This is a genomic window from Actinobacillus pleuropneumoniae, from assembly GCF_003290385.1.
Taxonomy (GTDB): Bacteria; Pseudomonadota; Gammaproteobacteria; order Enterobacterales; family Pasteurellaceae; genus Actinobacillus; species Actinobacillus lignieresii.
In genome coordinates this window covers 2,105,437-2,123,432 of sequence record NZ_CP030753.1, presented here as the reverse complement: position 1 = coordinate 2,123,432, position 17,996 = coordinate 2,105,437, and the positions used below count along the sequence as shown (strand labels likewise).

Here is a 17,996-nt window from a genome sequence, read left to right as displayed (position 1 = left end):
CTTCTATTTTGCTGTCCGCTTAGCGAAGTAACGCTGAATAAGGTTGATCACAAAAATCAGTACGAATGAGATGATCAGCATTAATGCACCAATAGTTGCCGCGCCGACATAATCGTATTGATCGAGCTTAGACATAATCACTAGCGGTAGAATTTCGGTTCTAAACGGTAAATTACCGGAAATAAACACAACTGAACCGTATTCGCCGATGCCTCGAGCAAAAGCGAGGGTAAAACCGGTAATCCAAGCCGGTAAAATTGCCGGAAAAATCACATAGCGAAAGGTCTGAAACGGGTTAGCGCCTAAAATTTCCGCCGCTTCTTCCACATCTTTCGGTAAATCTTCCAGCACCGGTTGTAAGGTGCGAACGACAAAGGGCAACGTGACAAACAATAATGCTAAAGTAATACCTAATGAGCTGTAGGCGATTTTGGTTTCAAAAAATTGCCCGATAATACCGTTGCGAGCGTAAATCGCCGTCAGTGCAATGCCAGCTACCGCAGTTGGCAAGGCAAACGGCATATCAATAAAGGTATCCATCAAACGTTTTCCCCTAAACTGATAGCGAGCTAACACCCAAGCAAGTAATAAACCGATAAAACTATTCACTAATGCGGCACTGAATGCGCTTTTAAAAGATAACCCCAACGCTAATAATAACTGCCGGCTGGTAATCAATTTAATAAATTGTTCGGCAGAAATTTGGGCGGAAAAGATAAATAGACCGGCTAACGGAATCAGTACTACAAGGCTTAAAAATGTGAGGGTATAACCTAACGAAAGGTTAAAACCGGGAATAATTCGAGTTTGTTGCATAACATTTCCTTAGCCTATTTATTGGTAAATTTTTTCTAAGATTTGATCGAAAATCGCACCGTCATCAAAAAATTTCGGTTGAATCAATTCCCAGCCACCGCCAAAGATGTCGTGCATTTTAAGTAATCTTAGCTCGGGAAATTGTTGGCGAAATTCCGCTAAAATTTGACCGCTTGCAGGACGGTAATAATGCTTAGCAATCAGGCGTTGTGCTGCCTCACTATACAAATAGTTCAGATAAGCCTCCGCGTGTTTACGAGTGCCTTTTTTATCCACCACTTTATCCACCACAGCAACCGGCGGTTCGGCAACAATCGAGACTTTAGGTGTGATGATTTCAAATTGATCGCCACCTTCTTCTTGTAGTGCTAAATAAGCCTCGTTTTCCCAAGCAAGTAAAACATCGCCCAATCCCCGTTGGATAAAGCTCATCGTTGCACCTCTTGCACCGGTATCTAATACCGGCACTTGTTGATAAAGGCGAGTCACAAATTCCAATGCTTGCTGTTCCCTACCGAAACGATCTTGAGCATACGCCCAAGCCGCCAGAAAATTCCATCTTGCACCGCCGGAGGTTTTTGGGTTCGGTGTAATCACTTCAATGCTCGGATCTCGCACTAAATCTTGCCAGTCATAGATCCGTTTCGGATTCCCTTTACGCACTAAAAACACAATGGTCGAGCGATACGGCAAACTGCATTCGCTCAAACGTTGCCGCCAATTCGGATCGATCAGATCTTGATGTTTATTTAACGCATCAATATCACCGGCTAACGCTAAGGTAACGACATCCGCTTGCAAGCCGTCAATCACCGCACGAGCTTGTTTGCCTGAGCCGCCGTGTGAAGTTTTCACCGTAATTTGCTCGCCGCTTTGTTGCTGCCAATATTCCGCAAACAAGCGGTTATATTCCTTATATAACTCTCGGGTCGGGTCGTAAGAAACATTTAACAACTCAATAGCCTGAGCTTGAACGGAAAGTATTAAACAAGCGGTCAAAAAAAAGATTTTTTTTACAATCATCGTGCTAAATCCTCATATCGGCTAAAAAATCTAACTGCATAATCGGCTTTAGCAAAGAACTGAAACTTTATTGATATAGCTTTATGGAATAAAAATAGGGTAGAACATCACAAATTGCTTGTTTTATATCAAACCATTGCGGATAAAGCCTTTAAACATCATATTTATTCCAAAATACTATAATCTATATTTTGTTATTATTTTTCAGAATAAAAAATTTCTCTTATAACTTAATACAACGAATGACAGCTTGTATTAAGCGAAGGGAGAAAAAATGAATTACTTACCTATTTTTGTAGATTTAAAAAATCGACCGGTATTAGTCGTTGGAGGCGGACACGTTGCCGTACGTAAAATCTATGCGTTATTAAAAGCCGATGCATTGGTTAAAGTGGTAGCGGAAAAACTTCATTCCTCGCTACAAATATTAGTGAATGAGGGTAAAGTCGAATGGCTTGCCAAAGCATTTGAAGCGAGTCAAGTTACCTCTAGCTATTTAGTGATCGCCGCCACTGATGACAATGCCTTAAATCAACAGGTATTTGATACGGCGGAAAGCCAACAACGCTTAGTGAACGTAGTAGATGACCAACCTCGCTGTAGTTATATTTTCCCTTCGATTATCGACCGTTCTCCGGTACAAATTGCGATTTCCAGCGGTGGAGCCGCACCGGTCTTAATTCGTTTATTACGCGAAAAATTAGAAGCCTTGATTCCACATAATTTGGGCGCAATGGCAGAGATTGCGACCCGTTGGCGTAGTGCAGTCAAAACCCAATTCCCACAATTAACCCAACGTCGCCGTTTCTGGGAAAAATTATTTACCCATCAAAGTTTTCAGCGTCTGACTGAAAATCATCAAATCGAACAAGCGGAAGCGTTAGTAGAAGCCGAATTACACCACAATAATCCGGTTTTAGGCGAAGTTTCGTTAGTTGGAGCTGGACCGGGCGATGCCGGATTACTTACCTTAAAAGGCTTACAAACGATTCAACAGGCGGATGTGGTGTTATATGACGCATTGGTTTCCGAGGCAATTTTAGAATTGGTTCGCCGTGATGCGGATAAAGTATTTGTCGGTAAACGTGCCGGTAAACACAGCGTCAAACAGGAAGATACCAATCAGCTACTGGTGAAATATGCCAAACAAGGTAAACGAGTAGTGCGTTTGAAAGGCGGCGATCCGTTTGTATTCGGGCGTGGCGGCGAAGAATTAGAAGTGCTTAAAGCAGAAAATATTCCGTTTAGCGTTGTACCGGGTATTACTGCCGCACTAGGAGCAACCGCTTATGCAGGAATTCCGCTCACACATCGTGATCATGCACAAACGGCAATGTTTATTACCGGTCATTTGAAGACGGACGGAAACCGACTTAAATGGGAAACGCTTGCCCAAGGCAATCAAACGCTGGTGGTTTATATGGGGACGATTAAAGCCGCTGAGCTGTCCGCCGAGTTACAAAAACACGGCAAACCGTCCGATACACCGGTAGCAATCATTAGTAACGGCACATTGCCAAATCAACAGGTGCAAACCGGTGTGCTGAGTGAATTAGCGGAACTTGCTGAAAAAGCCCCGACACCGGCATTGATTGTGATTGGCGAAGTGGTGAAATTACAAAAAGATTTGGCTTGGTTCGGCAAAGAAGCGGTGCAATTTGTTTCGACTCAAGAAACACTTTGGCAAAAACCAACATTACAAAATAAAGAAACGCACTGGAAGCAGGCGGCATAACGGGAGCAAGACAATGCGTTTTTTAAGACCGAATTTATGGCAAATCCCGACTCCGAGCGAAGCGGATTTTGCAAATCTTAGTCAAAAAGAGACCGCTTTATACCAACGTATTCAACAGATTAGCCAGCAGCACCGTAATGCAAAATTCGCCAGTAGCTTGGCGGTGGAAGATATGCTGATTACCGATGTGATCGCCAAAAACCAAGCAAACATTACCGTGTTTACCTTAGAAACCGGGCGTTTAAATCCGGAAACTTTAGCGTTGGTTGATAAGGTGAAAGCGAATTACCCGAATTTAAATTTCCAACTTTATTATCCCGATACACAAAAAGCGGCGGAATATGATCAGCAAAAAGGTAAATTCGCTTTTTATGAAAGCGTGGAATTACGTCGTGATTGTTGTTTTATCCGCAAAATCGAACCGCTTAATCGAGCCTTACAAGATGCGGATGCGTGGCTAACCGGGCAACGCCGAGAACAGTCGGTCACTCGCACCGAACTTGCTGTGCATGAACAAGATAGTGGCAGGGGTATTGATAAATATAATCCGATTTTTGATTGGTCCGAATTAGAGGTTTGGGCGTATATCTTAAAACATCAAATTCCTTACAACGAGCTGTATAAACAAGGTTTCCCAAGTATCGGTTGCGAGCCTTGCACCCGTCCGGTAAAAGCCGGAGAAGATATCCGAGCCGGTCGTTGGTGGTGGGAAAACAAAGACAGCAAAGAGTGTGGATTACATAAATAAAAGGATCTGAAAATATGACAACACAAAATAATATTGAAAACGGACATTTAGATTGGCTTGAGGCGGAATCAATTTACATCATTCGTGAAGTGGTGGCGGAATGTAGCAATCCGGCATTACTGTTTTCCGGTGGTAAAGACTCAGTCGTATTACTTGCTTTAGCTCGTAAAGCCTTTCAGTTGGAAGGTAGAGAACTCGTTTTACCCTTCCCATTAGTGCATATCGATACGGGACATAATTATCCTGAAGTGATTCAGTTCCGTGACGAACAAGTGAAAAAATTAAATGCGAAATTGGTCGTTGGCCACGTTGAAGATTCAATCGCTAAAGGTACGGTGGTGCTACGCAAGGAAACCGATTCTCGTAATGCGGCACAAGCGGTCACTTTATTAGAAACGATTGAAGCCAACGGCTTTGATGCCTTAATGGGCGGCGCAAGACGAGATGAAGAAAAAGCTCGTGCCAAAGAACGAATTTTCTCGTTCCGTGATGAATTCGGTCAGTGGGATCCAAAAGCACAACGTCCGGAATTATGGTCGCTCTATAACGCCAAATTACATAAAGGCGAAAATATGCGTGTATTCCCGATTTCAAACTGGACGGAACTCGATATTTGGCAATATATCGAACGTGAAAAATTGGAGTTACCACCGATTTATTATGCTCACCCACGTGAGGTAGTGGAACGTAACGGCTTACTCGTGCCGGTTACTCCACTAACGCCAAAACAAGCGCATGAAGAAAGCAAAATTGTTTCAGTACGTTTCCGTACCGTGGGCGATATTAGTTGCACTTGTCCGGTTGCCAGCACCGCTGCAACTCCGGCGGATATTATCAAAGAAACCGCAGTAGCCGAAATTTCAGAACGCTCCGCTACCCGAATGGACGACCGAGCCAGCGAAGCGGCAATGGAACAACGTAAAAAACAAGGTTACTTCTAAATACTCAATTTGCCCCAGTGGGGCAACACCATATGTAACCTAGTACGGCTTTGCCGAGCTAGGAATAAAAGGACAATAATATGAGCAATTTAAACCAATATTCACCACTTCGTTTCATCACCGCCGGTAGCGTAGATGACGGTAAAAGTACGTTAATCGGGCGTTTACTTTATGACAGCAAAGCGTTATTGAGCGATCAGTTATTAAGTTTGAATAAATCTAAAAATACCGGTGAGGTGATTGATTTTTCGATTCTAACGGACGGTTTAGAAGCGGAACGTGAGCAAGGCATCACCATTGACGTGGCGTACCGCTATTTCTCCACCGCAAAACGCAAATTTATTATTGCCGACACACCGGGACATGAACAATATACCCGTAATATGGTGACCGGTGCTTCCACCGCCAATGCCGCCGTAGTATTAATTGATGCTTCACAATTAGATTTTTCACAGACGGAAGTAGAACTGTTACCGCAAACCAAACGTCATTCGGCAATCTTAAAACATTTAAATACGCCCTATATTTTAGTGGCGGTAAACAAAATGGATTTGCTGGATTTTGATGTTGCAAAATTTGAAGCAATTACGACCGCTTACTGCAAGTTAGCCGATCAGCTTGGTATTCAACAGGTGCAATTTGTGCCGGTTTCCGCTTTGCAAGGCGATAATATCGTGCATAAAAGCGAACGCACGCCTTGGTATGCGGGAGAGCCGTTACTCACTATTTTAGAAAACTTACCAAGCAATGAGAATTTATCGGAACGAGCAGAAGATTTTCATTTCCCGGTACAGCTAGTCAGTCGTTTAGATCAAGACAAAGCGGACGATTTCCGAGGTTATCAAGGCAGAATCGAAGCCGGGTCGGTTAGCGTAGGCGATACGATTCGCATTGAACCGAACGGCTACACCTCGACCGTATCGGAAATTATTAGCCCTAACGGTATCGTACAAAAAGCGGTTGCCGGTGAGCAGGTCACGATTCGTTTAGCAGATGATATTGATATTTCGCGCGGCGATACATTTGTGGCACAACATTCTCTGATTACCGCCACCAAACGCTTAACTGCTACGGTATGTTGGTTTGACCAACGTGCGTTAAATCTGGCACGTAAATATTTACTGAAGCACACCACACAAACCGTATTTGCCAAAGTGACCGCAGTTGATCACGTGCTTGATGTAAAAACCTTGAGTAATTCGGCGGAAGCGGACAGCTTAAAATTAAATGATATTGGTGAGTTACAACTTAGCTTACAAAAGCCGATTACCGCGACCACTTATGCACAAAATCTTGCGACAGGTTCTTTTATTTTAATTGACGAGGCGACCTATCACACGGTAGCGGCAGGTATGATTCTTGCTACCGAATAAGATTCACCTTAAGAACAAGCGGTCAAAATTTGTTAATTTTTTGCAAATTTAGACCGCTTTTTTATGCACTTTATGTTTATAAACAAATAGCAAAATCATTCCTGATATTCCAAAAACGTATAAAAATATCGTTCTTTCCGTTTCCTAGCCACTCATTCGCCCATACACTTTGATCTAATCCGATATTTTAAATTCTATATTCCATTCTGCTCTAAACTATGCCCTGTTAGTATTTTTAAGAATAATAAAATCGCTCTATAAATACGCTATTGAAGTATTTTTAAATGTGGGGGATTTTATATGAGCCTTAAGACTACAGGCGAATTACCTTTATCCGCTGAAACCGTACAAGTTTTGGCAAATTTAGATCATTTGCAACTGGCATGGCTGTCCGGCTATGCGTGGGCAAAAGCACAAAGCACAAATAGTATTGGTGAAAATTTTGCAAAAGATTCGTCAAATTTGACCGCTTTGGTGGCATCAGAACCGCTTAAAGTAACGGTACTTTCCGCTTCACAAACCGGTAATGCGAAATCCGTTGCCGATAAACTTGCCGAAAGCTTAACCGCTGAAGGGATAAATGTGACTCGCACTTCATTAAAAGACTATAAGGCAAAAAATATTGCCGATGAGCAGCTCGTCTTATTAGTTACCTCAACGCAGGGCGAAGGCGAAGCACCGGAAGAAGGCGTAGTGTTGTTAAAGCTACTCAATGGTAAAAAAGCGCCGAAATTAGACCGCTTACAATTTGCCGTATTAGGTTTAGGCGATTCTTCTTATCCGAACTTCTGCCAAGCCGGCAAAGACTTTGATCAGCGTTTTTATGACTTAGGTGCAACACGCTTATTCGATCGTGTAGATGCCGATTTAGACTTCCAAGCAACTGCTGATCAGTGGATCAATGAGATTGTCGAGATCATTAAAGCCAAAAATAACGAAGGTGTAGCAGCTAATTTAACGCCAAATGCGTCCCAAACTCCCGTAGTAACCAATCAATCCAAATACAATAAAGCGAATCCGTTTCCGGCAACGCTTATTACCAACCAACGTATCACCGCAAAAGATGCGGAAAAAGATGTACGTCATTTAGAATTTGATTTAAGCGGTTCCGGGTTAAGTTACCAATCCGGCGATGTTCTGGGTGTTTACTTTGAAAATGACCCGGCGTTAGCCAATGAAATCCTAACCGCCCTCGGCTTATCCGCAGAAGAACAAGTGACTCTGCAAGATCAAACGCTACCGTTATCTACTGCTTTACAAACGCAATTTGAATTAACGCAAAACACAGCGGCCTTCGTCAAGAATTATGCAGCGCTCGCTAATCATGCAGAACTCAATGCGATTGTAGCAGACAGCGAGCAATTGCAAAATTTTGTGCAAAATACACCGCTTGTTGATGTTATCAATAGCTATCCGGCAGATCTATCGGCAGATCAGTTGCTTGCCTTACTGCGCCCACTAACCCCTCGTTTATATTCGATCGCCTCCGCACAGTCGGAAGTCGGTGAAGAAGTACATCTCAGTGTCGGCGTTGTCCGTTACGACTATAACGGCAAAGCACGTGCCGGCGCTGCATCCAGCTATTTAGCCGATCGTGTTGAAGAGGACGGGCAAGTACGGATCTTTGTTGAACACAATGACAACTTCAAATTACCGCAAGATTCCTCTAAACCGATCATTATGATTGGCTCCGGTACCGGCATTGCACCGTTTAGATCTTTTGTACAACAACGTGCTGCTGATGAAGCGGAAGGCAAAAACTGGCTGATTTTTGGTAATCAACATTTCGCCTCCGATTTCCTATATCAAACCGAATGGCAACAATTTGCTAAAGACGGCTTCCTACATAAATACAGCTTTGCATGGTCACGAGATCAGGAGCAAAAAATTTATGTACAAGACAAAATCCGTGAAGAAGCAGAAACACTATGGCAATGGCTACAACAAGGTGCTTATCTCTATGTGTGCGGCGATGCAAGTCGTATGGCGAAAGACGTTAATCAAGCGTTATTAGATGTGATTGCCCAACAAGGCAGTCTGAATGCGGATGAAGCGGAAGAATACTTAGATAACTTACGTGAAGAAAAACGTTATCAACGTGATGTTTATTAAAAATGAGTAGAATTTAGGAGTGAGAAAATGAGTGATAAAAAAATCAAAGGCTTAGAGTGGCAAGAAAAACCGTTATCTGACAATGAGCGTTTAAAAACCGACAGTAATTTCTTACGTGGTACGATTTTAGAGGATTTAAAAGACGGCTTAACCGGCGGTTTCAAAGGTGATAATTTCCAACTGATTCGCTTTCACGGTATGTATGAACAAGACGACCGTGATATTCGTGCCGAGCGTTTAGAAGAAAAACTCGAGCCGTTAAAATTTATGTTACTTCGTTGCCGTTTGCCCGGTGGTATTATCAAACCTTATCAATGGATTGAGATTGATAAATTTGCCCGTGAACATACCCGTTATCAGTCGATTCGCTTAACCAATCGTCAAACGTTCCAATATCATGGCGTACCAAAAGGTAAATTACAGCCGATGCACCGTTTGTTACATAGCATCGGTTTGGATTCAATTGCAACCGCTGCCGATATGAATCGTAACGTACTTTGTACTTCAAACCCGATTGAAAGCGAATTACACCAACAAGCCTACGAGTTTGCCAAAAAAATCTCTGAACATTTATTACCTCGTTCTCGTGGCTATTTAGATGTTTGGGTTGATGGTAAAAAGATCGAAAGCTCGGACGATTTACTTAAAATCGAAGATGAACCGATTCTCGGTAAAACCTTCCTGCCTCGTAAATTTAAAACCGCGGTTGCTATTCCGCCGCTTAACGATGTAGATGTGTATGCCAACGATTTAAACTTTATTGCGATTCAAGATGATAACGGGCAATTATGCGGCTTTAACGTATTAGTTGGTGGTGGGTTATCCTTTGAACACGGTAATACCAAAACCTACCCGAATGTAGCCTATTCACTCGGCTTTGTACCATTGGAACATACGCTTGCCGCAGCAGAAGGTGTGGTAAAAACCCAACGAGATTTCGGTAACCGTTCCGACCGCAAAAATGCACGTGTGCGCTATACCATACAAAATATGACACTTGACGGCTTTAGAGCGGAAGTGGAACGTTGTATGAATATTAAATTCGAACCGACACGTCCGTATGAATTCACTGAACGAGGCGATCGTATCGGCTGGGTTAAAGGTATCGATAATAACTGGCACTTAACCTTATTCATTGAAAGCGGTCGTATTACCGATAAACCTGAAAAACCTTTAATGACAGGCGTGCTGGAACTCGCTAAAGTACATAAAGGTGATTTTCGTATCACAGCTAATCAAAATCTGATTGTGGCTAATGTAGCGGAACAAGATAAAGCACAAATTGAGGCGATTGCTCGCCAATACGGATTAATCCAAGAAATTTCAAAATTGCGTGAAAACGCAATGTCTTGTGTTTCCTTACCGACTTGTCCACTAGCAATGGCGGAAGCGGAACGCGTATTACCGGATTTTATTAGCGAACTCGATAAAGTCTTGAGTAAGCACAATGTTGCAGACGAAAGCATTATTACCCGTATCACGGGCTGTCCAAATGGTTGCGGACGGGCAATGTTAGCGGAAATCGGCTTAGTCGGTAAAGCGATTGGACGCTATAACCTACATATCGGCGGCGATCGTGCCGGTTTGCGTATTCCTCGCTTATATAAAGAAAATATTACCTTACAGGAAATCGTCAATGAAATTGACCAATTAGTTGCACGCTGGGCAACGGAACGTCAAACCAACGAAGCTTTCGGCGATTTTGTGATTCGCTCTAATATCATTGCCCCGGTTGTCAATGCTCATATTGATTTCTGGGATGCAACGAAAATTATTCCAACAACTATAATCTAAACCTCGTGGTATAACACACCACCTTGCGGTTAATCTGTAAAGTAGGGCAGATTGACCGCTTTTTTTATGCCGTACGATATCGAATTAATTCAGCTCATTTTAAACGATGGAAGAACCAATAGTATTGTTCAATATCCAATTGATTTCCACAGCCGGCAACCCCAAGTCTAGAATCACAATTCTTATGCATTTTTATCATAGAAACAAACTGACTTAGCAAAGGTAGTCACTTGTTCCGCAGATTTGCAATCGTCCGACAATACAATATGTATCAGTTCGTAGGACATAATAAATCGTCTTTTCCGAACAAACGGTCAAATTTATTCAATTTTTTGCAAACTTCATATCATCTGCTTTCAGTAGAAAATATATAAGGACATTTAGGAAGAGGAAGAGGAAGAGGAAAAGAAAAAACACCAGAAGGAAACTCGAAGATAGTAAAAGTAAAAGCCCTATTGGCAAATAGATAGTAAGCACTCAAAAGCAAAAACCCCGTAGTTATCGCTAACCACAGGGTTTCTTGCTTCGTTTTCGCTTTCGCGCTAAATTCAATCTGGCGATGCCCTACTCTCACATGGGGAAACCCCACACTACCATCGGCGTTACTGCGTTTTACTTCTGAGTTCGGAATGGAGTCAGGTAGAGCCACAGCACTCTGGTCGCCAGAATATTCTGTTGATGTCTTTCGTCTTCTTTATCTGTCTTTCCCTTTGTTCTTTTCTTCTTAAATTCGAAACAAGCCGTCACTGATTTTTTCGTTTTTTGTCTTCTTTAGTTCTTGTTAGCATTTAACTTCGCTTCACGCCCAAAAACACTTGAGCGTTGTATAGTTAAGCCTCTCGGGCAATTAGTATGTGTTAGCTCAACGTATCACTACGCTTACACACCACACCTATCTACGTCGTAGTCTCCAACAACCCTTACAGTCTTATAGACTGGGAGAACTCATCTTAAGGCAAGTTTCGTGCTTAGATGCTTTCAGCACTTATCTCTTCCGCATGTAGCTACCCAGCAGTGCCTCTGGCGAGACAACTGGTACACCAGTGATGCGTCCACTCCGGTCCTCTCGTACTAGGAGCAGCCCCTCTCAATTCTCCAACGCCCACGGCAGATAGGGACCGAACTGTCTCACGACGTTCTAAACCCAGCTCGCGTACCACTTTAAATGGCGAACAGCCATACCCTTGGGACCTACTTCAGCCCCAGGATGTGATGAGCCGACATCGAGGTGCCAAACACCGCCGTCGATATGAACTCTTGGGCGGTATCAGCCTGTTATCCCCGGAGTACCTTTTATCCGTTGAGCGATGGCCCTTCCATTCAGAACCACCGGATCACTATGACCTGCTTTCGCACCTGCTCGACTTGTCCGTCTCGCAGTTAAGCTTGCTTATACCATTGCACTAACCTCACGATGTCCGACCGTGATTAGCAAACCTTCGTGCTCCTCCGTTACGCTTTGGGAGGAGACCGCCCCAGTCAAACTACCCACCAGACACTGTCCGAGACCGCGTTCCGCAATCTTCGTTAGAACATCAAACGTTAAAGGGTGGTATTTCAAGGACGCCTCCAACAACACTGGCGTGTCATCTTCAAAGGCTCCCACCTATCCTACACATCAAAATTCAATGTTCAGTGTCAAGCTATAGTAAAGGTTCACGGGGTCTTTCCGTCTAGCCGCGGGTACACCGCATCTTCACGGCGATTTCAATTTCACTGAGTCTCGGGTGGAGACAGCCTGGCCATCATTATGCCATTCGTGCAGGTCGGAACTTACCCGACAAGGAATTTCGCTACCTTAGGACCGTTATAGTTACGGCCGCCGTTTACTGGGGCTTCGATCAGGAGCTTCTCTTTCGATAACACCATCAATTAACCTTCCAGCACCGGGCAGGCATCACACCCTATACGTCCACTTTCGTGTTTGCAGAGTGCTGTGTTTTTAATAAACAGTTGCAGCCAGCTGGTATCTTCGACCGGTTCAACCTTCGTGAGTAAATCACTACAATCTACGCCGGCGCACCTTCTCCCGAAGTTACGGTGCTATTTTGCCTAGTTCCTTCACCCGAGTTCTCTCAAGCGCCTGAGTATTCTCTACCTGACCACCTGTGTCGGTTTATAGTACGGTTTAGTATAACCTGAAGCTTAGTGGCTTTTCCTGGAAGCGTGGTATCGGTTACTTCAGTTCCGTAGAACCTCGTCATCACTTCTCGGTGTTGAATGGTGTTCCGGATTTGCCTAAAACACCCACCTACCGGCTTAAACGCACATCCAACAGTGCGATAACCTAACCTTCTCCGTCCCCACATCGCAGTTATACCAAGTACGGGAATATTAACCCGTTTCCCATCGACTACGCTTTTCAGCCTCGCCTTAGGGGCCGACTCACCCTGCCCCGATTAACGTTGGACAGGAACCCTTGGTCTTCCGGCGAACGAGTTTTTCACTCGTTTTATCGTTACTTATGTCAGCATTCGCACTTCTGATACGTCCAGCAAACCTCTCGATTCACCTTCGTCCGCTTACAGAACGCTCCCCTACCCAACAATGTTTCCATTGATGCCGCAGCTTCGGTGACTAGTTTTAGCCCCGTTACATCTTCCGCGCAGGCCGACTCGACTAGTGAGCTATTACGCTTTCTTTAAATGATGGCTGCTTCTAAGCCAACATCCTAGCTGTCTAAGCCTTCCCACTTCGTTTCCCACTTAACTAGTACTTTGGGACCTTAGCTGGCGGTCTGGGTTGTTTCCCTCTCCACGACGGACGTTAGCACCCGCCGTGTGTCTCCTGAGTATCACTCTTCGGTATTCGCAGTTTGCATCGGGTTGGTAATCCGGGATGGACCCCTAGCCGAAACAGTGCTCTACCCCCGAAGGTGTCCGCTCAAGGCTCTACCTAAATAGATTTCGGGGAGAACCAGCTATCTCCCGGTTTGATTGGCCTTTCACCCCCAGCCACAAGTCATCCGCTAATTTTTCAACATTAGTCGGTTCGGTCCTCCAATTAGTGTTACCCAATCTTCAACCTGCCCATGGCTAGATCACCGGGTTTCGGGTCTATACCTTGCAACTCAATCGCCCAGTTAAGACTCGGTTTCCCTTCGGCTCCCTTATTCAGTTAACCTCGCTACAAAATATAAGTCGCTGACCCATTATACAAAAGGTACGCAGTCACAAGATTTCTCTTGCTCCCACTGCTTGTACGTACACGGTTTCAGGTTCTATTTCACTCCCCTCACTGGGGTTCTTTTCGCCTTTCCTTCACAGTACTGGTTCACTATCGGTCAATCAGGAGTATTTAGCCTTGGAGGATGGTCCCCCCATCTTCAAACAGGATTTCTCGTGTCCCGCCCTACTTGTCGTTAGCTTAGTACCATAATAATGTTTTCGGATACGGGATTATCACCCTCTACGATTGAGCTTCCCAGCTCATTCTCCTAACAAAACCATTATCACTAACAGGCTCTTCCGCTTTCGCTCGCCGCTACTTACAGAATCTCGGTTGATTTCTTTTCCTCGGGGTACTTAGATGTTTCAGTTCTCCCGGTTTGCCTTATTAAGCTATGTATTCACTTAATAATAGTAGATTCTTCATCTACTGGGTTTCCCCATTCGGATATCTTGGATTAAACGCTTCTTATCAACTCATCCAAGCTTTTCGCAGATTAGCACGTCCTTCTTCGCCTCTGATTGCCAAGGCATCCACCGTGTACGCTTAGTCACTTAACTATACAACCTCAAATGTTTTCAAATATTTTCAAATTTTATTTGAACGCATTCAACGCGATACTTTATTCAACTAAACACTTAGCTGCTTTTGTTCAGCTAAGATTTTCAAGATAATTACTTATCTTTTACTACTCAGACTTTCTTTCGAAAATCTCTCAGTTTTCAGCTTGTTTCCAATTTTTTAAAGAACAATTCAGACAACAAAAGTCATCTTTAAATGGCGTCCCCACGGGGATTCGAACCCCGGTTACCGCCGTGAAAGGGCGATGTCCTAGGCCTCTAGACGATGGGGACAACATTTAAAGATGCTCTCCGCTTTGCCATTTGAGCGCAATATTTTACGTTAAATCGTGCCGTTTTTCAATCGCTTTCCGACTCGTTTAACCTAAACGCTCATTCATTCATCAAACAATCTGTGTGAACACTTGCAGTCGCTCAATTTCTGGTAAGGAGGTGATCCAACCGCAGGTTCCCCTACGGTTACCTTGTTACGACTTCACCCCAGTCATGAATCATACCGTGGTAAACGCCCCCCTTTCGGTTAAGCTATCTACTTCTGGTACAACCCACTCCCATGGTGTGACGGGCGGTGTGTACAAGGCCCGGGAACGTATTCACCGCAACATTCTGATTTGCGATTACTAGCGATTCCGACTTCATGGAGTCGAGTTGCAGACTCCAATCCGGACTTAGACGTACTTTGTGAGATTTGCTCCATGTCGCCATCTTGCTTCCCTCTGTATACGCCATTGTAGCACGTGTGTAGCCCTACTCGTAAGGGCCATGATGACTTGACGTCATCCCCACCTTCCTCCGGTTTATCACCGGCAGTCTCCTTTGAGTTCCCGACCTAATCGCTGGCAACAAAGGATAAGGGTTGCGCTCGTTGCGGGACTTAACCCAACATTTCACAACACGAGCTGACGACAGCCATGCAGCACCTGTCTCATGGTTCCCGAAGGCACTCTCGTATCTCTATAAGATTCCATGGATGTCAAGAGTAGGTAAGGTTCTTCGCGTTGCATCGAATTAAACCACATGCTCCACCGCTTGTGCGGGCCCCCGTCAATTCATTTGAGTTTTAACCTTGCGGCCGTACTCCCCAGGCGGTCGATTTATCACGTTAGCTTCGGGCACCAGACTTAAAGCCCAATCCCCAAATCGACAGCGTTTACAGCGTGGACTACCAGGGTATCTAATCCTGTTTGCTCCCCACGCTTTCGCACATGAGCGTCAGTACATTCCCAAGGGGCTGCCTTCGCCTTCGGTATTCCTCCACATCTCTACGCATTTCACCGCTACACGTGGAATTCTACCCCTCCCTAAAGTACTCTAGTTGACCAGTATGAAATGCAATTCCCAGGTTAAGCCCGGGGCTTTCACATCTCACTTAATCAACCGCCTGCGTGCCCTTTACGCCCAGTTATTCCGATTAACGCTCGCACCCTCCGTATTACCGCGGCTGCTGGCACGGAGTTAGCCGGTGCTTCTTCTGTAGTTAACGTCAATTACCAAATCTATTAAATTTGATACCTTCCTCGCTACCGAAAGAACTTTACAACCCGAAGGCCTTCTTCATTCACGCGGCATGGCTGCATCAGGGTTCCCCCCATTGTGCAATATTCCCCACTGCTGCCTCCCGTAGGAGTCTGGACCGTGTCTCAGTTCCAGTGTGGCTGGTCATCCTCTCAGACCAGCTAGAGATCGTCGGCTTGGTCAGCCTTTACCTAACCAACTACCTAATCCCACTTGGGCTCATCTTATGGCAGGTGGCCCGAAAGTCCCACCCTTTAATCCATAGATATTACGCGGTATTAGCTACAGTTTCCCGTAGTTATCCCCCTCCATAAGCCAGATTCCCAAGCATTACTCACCCGTCCGCCACTCGTCGGCAAAGAAAGCAAGCTCCCTTCCCGTTACCGTTCGACTTGCATGTGTTAAGCCTGCCGCCAGCGTTCAATCTGAGCCATGATCAAACTCTTCAATTCAAAAAGTTTAATCGCTCAATATTCTGCTTAGCTAAGTTCACTTCGCTTTCCTAACTCAACGTTAAGAAAACTGAAAAATATGAATTTCTAGTTTAAGCACTTATTAAGACTTCAAAATTAAAAATATTTTTTAAATCAAGTCAATCAACAAGTGCCCACACAGATTGTCTGATAAGTTGTTAAAGAACAAAAAAGAACGACGCACTGCATTTACTTCTCGTTCACAACAGTGCGTCTGTTGTGTGGGATGCATTATAGAGAAATCTAAATTCCTTGCAAGTTCTTTTTTCATATTTTTTTATCGAATGTTGTGTTTTTCGCCACTTTTACGCAATCGAAAACACTAACTATTTGATTATAAAGAATTTTATTTTTGCGATAAATTTAATAATTCTAACCGCTTGAAGCCCCATTGTTGCATAATTATTTCTCTTTTAGAGAACTCTTCATCCATTTTCGTGCAAAAGGCGATATTTTCCTTATTTTGCGCCGAGTTCTCTAATGAGAACTCACTGAGTAGCGTAGCCACCCTGTTAGCGATACCGTTACCCGGATCAATAAAGAACTTCACTTTCGGCAATAATTGCTGTAATTCTTGTTTCACAAGCGGGAAATGAGTACAACCTAAAATCACCGTATCTAATGTAGGATGCGTTTGCCACTCGGCGACTACTTTACTCAATCGATCTTGATCAACATTTCCGGTTCGGATCTTTTCTTCTACCAATTCGACTAGTGTAGTAGTCCCAATCTTTTCAACAATACAATCTTTCGCATACTTTTCGATAAGTTCCGCCACATAAGGTCGTTCCACCGTCCCTTTTGTTGCCAGTAATCCGATGGTTTTCGTTTGCGAAATTGCCGCAGCCGGTTTGATTGCCGGTACGGTTCCGACAATCGGGAAGGCAAATTTTTCTCTTAACGCCGGTAATACAACGGTACTTGCCGTATTACAGGCGACAACGACCATATCAAGCGGGTATTTTTCTGCAATTTTTTGCACAATTTTGATCGCTTGTTCGATTAGGACGTTTTCAGAACGCTCGGAGTAAGGAAAGTAAGCATTATCGAAACAATAGAGATAATGGGCATTCGGTAAAGTTTGGCGTATCGCATCATAAATGGTTAGCCCGCCCATTCCCGAATCATATAAAAGGATTGTCGGTTTCATATTATAGAAATAAATAAAAGATTAGTCGGAATGCTACTCTCTTATTTTAGGCGATTCAAGCTCTCTATTTTTTATAAATAAGGAAAATCCGCCAAGAACAATTCGGAGATTTCTAACGGATAGCCTTTTAATAAATAACAGGCTCTGCGCATATACATTCCGCTATGCGCATCACATTGCCATTCAAGCGAAATCCGTTTCGGTGTCTGAGGGAAAAGCCATAAGCCGATGGGTTGATCACCTAGCTTCGGGAGATCTTGCGCGACATGTTCCACCGTTTCTCGCGGTGCGACGGTTTGAGCAAAAATCCACGGTTGATCTTTTTCTTTAAGTAAGACTTCTCGCAACCAAAAATCCGAACGACAAGCGGTCATTTTTTCAGAAACTTTTGCAATCCATTTTTGTTGGGTAATTTCAACATTGAAATACTGCGTAACTTGTAATAATTTTTGCGTTAGCGATCCTTGATGTAGAAGCCATTCTTGTTGAGCTTTACTAAGCGGTTCTTGTTCCGAACACCAATGATTTTGCGCTAAGATTCGGCGATATTGTCGTAACATAAACATA

Annotated in this window: 10 protein-coding genes, 1 tRNA gene and 3 rRNA genes; 6 read left to right on the top strand and 8 right to left on the bottom strand. The window is 43.9% G+C overall.

The window, feature by feature from the left end:
• Positions 1-3: 3 nt before the first annotated feature.
• Positions 4-816, bottom strand: a complete 813-nt coding sequence (cysT, locus tag DRF63_RS10125) for a sulfate ABC transporter permease subunit CysT (protein ID WP_005599487.1) — start codon at positions 814-816, stop codon at positions 4-6.
• Between the two features lie 18 nt (positions 817-834).
• Positions 835-1,839, bottom strand: coding sequence for a sulfate ABC transporter substrate-binding protein (locus tag DRF63_RS10120; RefSeq protein ID WP_005599485.1), 1,005 nt, complete (start codon positions 1,837-1,839; stop codon positions 835-837).
• A 274-nt stretch (positions 1,840-2,113) separates the two neighbouring features.
• Between DRF63_RS10120 and cysG the strand changes: the two genes are divergently transcribed.
• The 6 genes from cysG to cysI all read left to right on the top strand — a co-directional run bounded on the left by cysG (position 2,114) and on the right by cysI (position 10,542).
• A complete protein-coding gene (gene cysG / locus DRF63_RS10115) occupies positions 2,114-3,574 on the top strand; it encodes a siroheme synthase CysG (RefSeq protein ID WP_005599483.1) in 1,461 nt (486 codons plus the stop codon).
• Positions 3,575-3,587: 13 nt separating this feature from the next.
• Positions 3,588-4,322: a phosphoadenylyl-sulfate reductase gene (locus tag DRF63_RS10110; RefSeq protein ID WP_005599481.1), complete on the top strand. Its 735-nt coding sequence runs from the start codon at positions 3,588-3,590 to the stop codon at positions 4,320-4,322.
• A gap of 14 nt (positions 4,323-4,336) precedes the next feature.
• Positions 4,337-5,263 (top strand): sulfate adenylyltransferase subunit CysD, encoded by a 927-nt coding sequence (gene cysD / locus DRF63_RS10105; RefSeq protein WP_005599479.1) that lies wholly within the window; start codon positions 4,337-4,339, stop codon positions 5,261-5,263.
• 80 nt (positions 5,264-5,343) lie between these two features.
• Positions 5,344-6,636, top strand: coding sequence for a sulfate adenylyltransferase subunit 1 (locus tag DRF63_RS10100; RefSeq protein WP_005599477.1), 1,293 nt, complete (start codon positions 5,344-5,346; stop codon positions 6,634-6,636).
• 300 nt (positions 6,637-6,936) lie between these two features.
• Positions 6,937-8,748, top strand: a complete 1,812-nt coding sequence (locus DRF63_RS10095) for an assimilatory sulfite reductase (NADPH) flavoprotein subunit (RefSeq protein ID WP_005599476.1) — start codon at positions 6,937-6,939, stop codon at positions 8,746-8,748.
• A gap of 27 nt (positions 8,749-8,775) precedes the next feature.
• Positions 8,776-10,542: an assimilatory sulfite reductase (NADPH) hemoprotein subunit gene (cysI, locus tag DRF63_RS10090; RefSeq protein ID WP_005599474.1), complete on the top strand. Its 1,767-nt coding sequence runs from the start codon at positions 8,776-8,778 to the stop codon at positions 10,540-10,542.
• 551 nt (positions 10,543-11,093) lie between these two features.
• Here the strand turns inward: cysI and rrf are convergent.
• The 6 genes from rrf to DRF63_RS10060 all read right to left on the bottom strand — a co-directional run bounded on the left by rrf (position 11,094) and on the right by DRF63_RS10060 (position 17,995).
• Positions 11,094-11,209, bottom strand: a 5S ribosomal RNA gene (rrf, locus tag DRF63_RS10085).
• A gap of 159 nt (positions 11,210-11,368) precedes the next feature.
• Positions 11,369-14,270, bottom strand: a 23S ribosomal RNA gene (locus tag DRF63_RS10080).
• Positions 14,271-14,488: 218 nt separating this feature from the next.
• Positions 14,489-14,564 (bottom strand) — tRNA-Glu (locus DRF63_RS10075).
• 152 nt (positions 14,565-14,716) lie between these two features.
• Positions 14,717-16,258, bottom strand: a 16S ribosomal RNA gene (locus DRF63_RS10070).
• The 16S, 23S and 5S rRNA genes sit together here with 1 tRNA gene alongside, the layout of an rRNA operon.
• Positions 16,259-16,625: 367 nt before the next feature.
• The gene (gene murI, locus DRF63_RS10065) at positions 16,626-17,429 is read right to left on the bottom strand and encodes a glutamate racemase (RefSeq protein ID WP_005599468.1); all 804 of its coding nucleotides are present in this window, start codon (positions 17,427-17,429) and stop codon (positions 16,626-16,628) included.
• A gap of 71 nt (positions 17,430-17,500) precedes the next feature.
• Entirely contained in the window at positions 17,501-17,995 is a 495-nt protein-coding gene (locus DRF63_RS10060) for a chorismate--pyruvate lyase family protein (RefSeq protein WP_005599467.1), read from the bottom strand.
• Position 17,996: the final 1 nt, after the last annotated feature.